Here is a 5934-nt window from a genome sequence, read left to right as displayed (position 1 = left end):
ACCGGGGGCCCGCGGCGCGGCCCGCATACGACGACTCCGCCGTGGAAGGCGGGTAGGTCGGCGGCGGCGCGTCCGGCGTTTCCGTACGGGAGGGCGGGGGCGAGCCGGTCGAGGCCGGAAACGAGCCCGTGGCCGTACCCGTCGGTGTGGTCGGCGGCGCGGGCGCGGTGGTCGTCTCGTCGGTGGTGCCGTTCGTGGGCTCGACGGTGGTGGTCTCGCTCGGGGACGCCCCGGAGGTCGGCGAAGGTGTCGTGGTCGGGGTGGCGGGGCTGATCGCGGGCCGGGGCACCGGGGCCTGGGGCCGGTCGTCGGCCCGGTCCTGGGGCAGCAGGAAGAAGCCCAGGCCCAGACCGGCCACGGCCAGGACGGAGCCGACGGCCTTCTGCACCGCGCGCGCACGGCGGCGGGCCCGGACCCCGGAGCGAAGACGAACCCGCTGCTCGGACTCGAAGGGGGTGTACTCCTGGGAGTCACGCATCATGCGCGCGAGTTCCCTCTCGAAGTGATCCATCGGCTCCCCTTCACCCCACCGGCTCGATGACATCGGCCAGAAGCCGGCGCAGCCGTGCCACGCCGCGCGACGCATGGGACCGAGCGGTGCCCACCGGGCACCCCAGCATCTCCGCGACCTGTTTCTCGGGCAGGTCCTGGTAGTAGCGCAGCACCACCGCGGCCCGGTGTTTCGGCGGCAACTGGGCGAGCGCGGCCTCCAGTCGCGAGCGCTCCGCCACGGACGCGGACACATCACCCTCCTCGGCCCGGTCCGGCAACTGCTCGACCGGACGCTCGCCCCACCAGCGCCGCCGCGCCGAGCGGGCCGCCGCTCGGGCCAGAACCTTTCGTACATATGCCTCTGGTGCCTCGTCCGCGATCCTGGACCAGACGAACCAGAGCTTGACCAGTGCCTCCTGGAGCAGATCCTCGGCGCGGTGCCGGTCTCCGCCCACGAGCAGCCGGGCGAGGTGGAACAACGCCGACCAACGGGCCGCCACGAACCCGTCGAACCCATCGGCTCGCCCCTGCTCCATCCGCACCTTCCCCGCTGTCGGCCGGCCCCCTACACCCGGAGAAAGACGTCGGACCGCCCTCCGCAATGCACTTCGACCCTGTGATCCGGGTCACGGGCGTGAAGGAGTCAGTGGCGCGGGTGAGGATGTGGCCGCAGTCGGGGCGCGCAGGCGTACACGGCGACCACACATCCCTCGAACGCCGTCACGACGAGGATGGCGGGCCCCAGCCCGAGTCTCAGCAGCAGGGCCCCGACGACTCCGCCGACGAAGATGCCCAGGACGGTCGCGACACGACGAGCCCGCGACAGCGCGGACACCCGCGAGGCGTGCGAACCGATGGACAGGACATCCGTCAGCGCCTTGACCAGCGGGATCTGCACCACCGTGGTGGGCATCTCCGCGACCCTCGACTCGATCATCACTCGGGTGCGCCACCCCATCGCGCAGGCGAGCAACGCGACCTCGATGGCGACGACCTGAACGGAGTGCCGCCCCGTCCCGCCGGCCGCGACGGCGTACAGGCCCGCCGCACCGAGCAGCGCGGTCTCTGCCGCGAGCGTGATCACGAACCAGCGGCGTCCACGGCAGAGCAGCCGTGCGATGACGGCATGGCAGACGGCGGCCCCCACGACGAAGGCGCCCAGCGCCACTGCCGGGCGACCGACGAGGATTCCGGGCGCTCTCGCGACCCCGAAGCCGAGCAGCAGCAGGTTCCCGGTGGCCAGGGCGGCGAAGGCGTGGCCCAGACCGAGAAATGTGATCGCGTCGACCGCTCCGGCGGTCATGGTCAATGCGAAGAGCGCGACGCTCAGGCGCTTCTCGTCTCGCATCGAATCGGCGATCACCACCCCAGCCTGCCGCAGTGCCGGAAGCCGACGGACGTGTGACACGCGTTCCGCACTCTGGCGGCCACCTCGTGCCGGCTCGCGAAGGCCCGTCGCCGGGCACGGGCGGCGGACAGCTCCGCCGCGGGCGTGCGTTCGCGCTGAGATGCGGTGAGCTCCAGGCGCGGGCCGTGCGTTCGGCCAGTGCGTAGTTCTCGGCCGCGGCCCCCTCCTCGCCGACGAGCCGGCACAGGTCCGCGAGGGCGTGGGCGAGCGGACGAGCGGCGCAGGCCCCACCGGCGGCGACCGCCGGCCCTTGGACTCCGGCCGGCAGGAGGACAGCTGACGGCCTGAAGGACGCTCTTCTCCGCAGTCCGGCCATTCACCCATACGTGCGCGAATACTGCCATGTCGCCCTGTCCTGACTACGATCAGTGGCATGCCGCAGGTATCCGTCGGTCACACGCGTCCGCGCAGACCGGCTCTCGCGCTCCTCCTGGGTGTGGCCCTGATCCTCCTGGCCCACCTGGTGGCGTGTGCCGCGCACGCCGCCGAGGAGCGAGGTGCCGCGGCGGGTCGGGGCCAGGGGCAGTACGGCTCGGCGGCTCTCCCCCTCCGCCCTGCCGAACCGGCGTCCTTTCGTGTCACCGGCACGACCGACGAGCAGCCGGACCACGACATGCTGTGCTGTGACCCCGCGCACGCCCTCGCCTGTCTGCGCGCGCCGGTCGGGACGCTGCTCCTGGCACTGCTGCCTGTAGTGCTCCTGTCGCTGCGTCACCGTTCGGAGGACGCGGCGTCCCCCGGCGCACCGCCAGGGCGCGCGGGGGCACCGGACACCCGGGCCCGCAGCGGGCCCGCACTGCTGCGCATCGTCTGCGTCAGCCGTACCTGACCGTGCCGGCCCGGCGGTTCACACCGTGACGCCGGGCCTTCGGCATCCCCCACGTACGGCACCGACGCGCGACCCGGCATCGCCCGGGCCACAGAAGGACGCTTCATGACCACGGCTCTGCGCAGCATCTCCTCCCGCGAGGTCGCTTCCTTCCTCGCGGCACACGAACTCCCCGAACCGGTGGGAGCCGCGCACCGCTCACCGGCCGGCATGGTCGGCAACACCCCCGTTCTCTGGATCGGCGAGCCCCTCAACCCGACGGGGCGTGGCTTCTGGGCGAAGCTGGAGGGCTTCAATCCCGGGGGCATCAAGGACCGCGCGGGTCTGCACATGGTCGCCGCCGCTCGCCGGCGCGGCGACCTGCGGCCCGGCGCGCCCGTCATCGAGTCCACCAGCGGCACCCTCGGCCTGGGCCTCGCCCTGGCCGGAATCACCTACGGCCACCCGGTCACCCTGGTGACGGACCCGGGGATGGAGCCCCTCATGGTGCACCACCTACGGGCCTTGGGCGCTCATGTGGAGGTGGTCACGGAACCGCACCCGGTGGGCGGCTGGCAGGAGGCGCGCCGGCAGCGGGTGGCCGCACTCCTCTCGTGCACGCCGCGGGCCTGGTGCCCGGACCAGTACCACAACCCCGACAGTGTCGCCGCGTACGCCCCTCTCGCGCTCGAACTCATGGTGCAGCTGGGCCGTGTCGACGTGCTCGTCGCCGCGGTCGGCACCGGCGGCCATTCGGCCGGTGCCGGCCGCGTACTGCGCACCTTCAACCCCGGGCTGAGACTGGTCGGCGTGGACTCGGTGAACTCCACCGTCTTCGGACAGCCCGCGGGACCGCGCCTCATGCGCGGGCTGGGCAGCAGCATCCACCCCGGCAACGTCGACCACGCGGCCTTCGACGAGGTGCACTGGGTGGCTCCCGGCGAGGCCGTTCGGACCTGCCGGCGACTGGCCCGCGGTCACTGCGCGAGCGGCGGGTGGAGCGTGGGCGCGGTCGCCCTGGTCGCGAGCTGGCTGGCCCGCACCGAGCCCGCGCGCACGCGGATCGCGGCGATCTTCCCGGACGGGATGCACCGCTACTGGGACACCGTGTACAGCGACGAGTACTGCCGAGAACACGACCTCCTGGGCGGCCGCCCGGCCGACGATCCCGACGAGATCGTTCACTGCGGTGAGCGCACGGTCGAGCGCTGGACCCGCTGTGTCCGTGTCACGGTCCCGGAAGGCGTCGCACGATGAAGCCCCTGGCCGTGCAGTTCCGTTCGTTCAACGGATGCGTCCGGCTGCTGATGGTCCAGCAGTTCACCATCAACGTCGCCTTCTACATGCTCATGCCCTATCTGGCGGCGCACCTGGCGGACGGCCTGGGCATGGCCGCCTGGGCGGTCGGGCTGGTGCTGGGCGTGCGCAACTTCACTCAGCAGGGCATGTTCCTCGTGGGCGGAACACTGGCCGACCGGCTCGGCTACAAGACCGTGATCACGGCCGGGTGCGTGCTGCGCACCGTCGGCTTCGGCCTCCTCGGTGTCGTCGACTCCCTGCCCGCCCTCGTCGCCGCGTCCGCCGCGACGGGGTTCGCCGGCGCGCTGTTCAACCCCGCCGTGCGGGCGTATCTCGCCCAGGAGGCCGGGGAGCGGCGGGTCGAGGCGTTCGCCGCCTTCAACGTCTTCTACCAGGCCGGCATGTTCACCGGCCCCTTGGTCGGCCTCGCGCTGCTGGCGGCGGACTTCCGGCTCGTGTGCGCGGTGGCCGCGGTGCTCTTTCTCGGTCTCACGGTCGTGCAGCTGCGTATGCTGCCCGCGCGCACGGCGGCCGGGGCGGCGCAGTCCAGGGGCGTGCTGGCGGACTGGCGTGCCGTCGTCGTCAACCGGCCGTGGCTCTTCTTCTCGGGCGCGATGACCGGTTCGTACGTGTTGTCCTTCCAGGTCTACCTCGCGCTGCCGTTGCAGGCCCACCGCGCCTTTCCGGACAGTGGCGACGCGGTGACCACGGCCCTGTTCGCGGTGTCGGCAGCAGTGACGGTGGCCGGTCAGCTGAAGATCACCGCGTGGGCGCGCGCCCGCTGGAGCTCCTCGCGCGCCATGGTCTGCGGTATCGCTCTCATGGGAACGGCCTTCCTGCCGTTGCTGTTCGGAGCCGGCGAGGTGACGGCGGACGTCGGTCCGCTCGGCTGGTTCGCCGCGCTGGCACCGCTGTTCGCGGCGGTGACGCTGCTCGGGCTGGGCACCGCCGTGGTCTACCCCTTCGAGATGGACACGGTGGTCTCACTCGCCGGCGGACGTCTCGTCGCCACGCACTACGGCCTCTACAACACCGTGTCCGGTCTCGGTATCACTCTGGGCAACCTGACGACGGGCGCCGTCTGGGACGCCGCCGATCGTCTCGGCCTGCCGCAGCTGACCTGGCTGCTGCTCGCGGCGACGGGTGCCCTCTGCGCGGGCTGCGTGGGTCTGCTGGCCCGCTCGGGCCGTCTGACGGTCCGGCCGGAGCCGGAGCTGGCGTCGGTGGTGGCCTGACATCAGGCCTCCGGCGCGCCTACTGCATGACGGTCAGCGAGGGGTGATGGCGGCGCATCGCCTCCAGGACCTCGTCCACGCCGACCGGGAGCGTGGTCGCCGCGATGGTCGCCGGGCTGTAGCCCAGGCGCAGGTTGGCCTTGCCGGCGATCCGGGCGAATCGTGGTGCCCGCGCCAGGTACGCACCGGGATCGTGGAGTACCAGCTCGATCACTCGCTGGGAGCTGGAACGGACCTTGATCTCCCGTATGCCGACCGCGGCGATCTCCGCCCAGGCGATCGGACCCAGCATCGCATGTGTCAGCCCGTCGCCGGTGAGCTCGAGTTCGGGCCGCCGTCGCGCGAGCCGGCCGATCGCGACGCAGCCGCACAGGCCGAAGAACGGCACGGCGACCGCGCCCGTGAGCGTGGCCTTGAGAGTGGAGTGGCCGATCAGCATCCAGATGCCCAGCGCCACGAACACGGCCGAGCCGAGCGCCACGAGCAGGGCGCGCCGCACGGAGGGGGGATAGGTGGTTCTTCGCGGATCCGCGGATTCTTTCGTCACGCGATGACCTTAGGGCAGCGTGTCTCGAGCGACGCCGGGGGGGACGGGGTTCGACCGACCCACGGAGGTGGCGCGCGCCGGAAACGACCGGGAGCCGGGCGCTTTCGATGAGGCGGGGGGTTGGGAGGGGGGCCTCGCGATGCAT

Annotated in this window: 7 protein-coding genes; 3 read left to right on the top strand and 4 right to left on the bottom strand. The window is 72.2% G+C overall.

Annotation, left to right across the window (positions count from 1 at the left end; translation table 11 throughout):
• The 3 genes from ACFW2E_RS10395 to ACFW2E_RS10385 form a co-directional block, all read right to left on the bottom strand.
• Positions 1-511: hypothetical protein (locus tag ACFW2E_RS10395; protein ID WP_384464379.1), on the bottom strand; the 511-nt coding region annotated here is incomplete at its 3' end.
• Between the two features lie 10 nt (positions 512-521).
• Entirely contained in the window at positions 522-1028 is a 507-nt protein-coding gene (locus ACFW2E_RS10390) for a SigE family RNA polymerase sigma factor (RefSeq protein WP_384464376.1), read from the bottom strand.
• A gap of 107 nt (positions 1029-1135) precedes the next feature.
• Positions 1136-1840 (bottom strand): YoaK family protein, encoded by a 705-nt coding sequence (locus ACFW2E_RS10385; RefSeq protein WP_384464373.1) that lies wholly within the window; start codon positions 1838-1840, stop codon positions 1136-1138.
• Between the two features lie 433 nt (positions 1841-2273).
• Here ACFW2E_RS10385 and ACFW2E_RS10380 point away from each other — a divergent pair, with 433 nt between their 5' ends.
• From ACFW2E_RS10380 to ACFW2E_RS10370, 3 genes are all read left to right on the top strand, one after another.
• Positions 2274-2729, top strand: a complete 456-nt coding sequence (locus ACFW2E_RS10380) for a hypothetical protein (protein WP_384464370.1) — start codon at positions 2274-2276, stop codon at positions 2727-2729.
• 105 nt (positions 2730-2834) lie between these two features.
• Positions 2835-3965, top strand: a complete 1131-nt coding sequence (locus ACFW2E_RS10375) for a PLP-dependent cysteine synthase family protein (RefSeq protein WP_384464367.1) — start codon at positions 2835-2837, stop codon at positions 3963-3965.
• Positions 3962-5242, top strand: coding sequence for an MFS transporter (locus ACFW2E_RS10370; protein WP_384464364.1), 1281 nt, complete (start codon positions 3962-3964; stop codon positions 5240-5242). Before ACFW2E_RS10375 ends, ACFW2E_RS10370 begins: the two co-directional genes overlap by 4 nt.
• A 19-nt stretch (positions 5243-5261) precedes the next feature.
• On the opposite strand, the gene ACFW2E_RS10365 is transcribed toward ACFW2E_RS10370, so the two are convergent.
• Entirely contained in the window at positions 5262-5789 is a 528-nt protein-coding gene (locus ACFW2E_RS10365) for an STM3941 family protein (RefSeq protein WP_384464361.1), read from the bottom strand.
• Between the last annotated feature and the right edge of the window lie 145 nt (positions 5790-5934).

It is taken from the genome of Streptomyces sp. NPDC058964 (genome assembly GCF_042741275.1).
Lineage (GTDB): Bacteria > Actinomycetota > Actinomycetes > Streptomycetales > Streptomycetaceae > Streptomyces.
The sequence above is the reverse complement of the archived record's forward strand: the minus strand, read 5'-3'. Positions and strand labels throughout refer to the sequence as shown.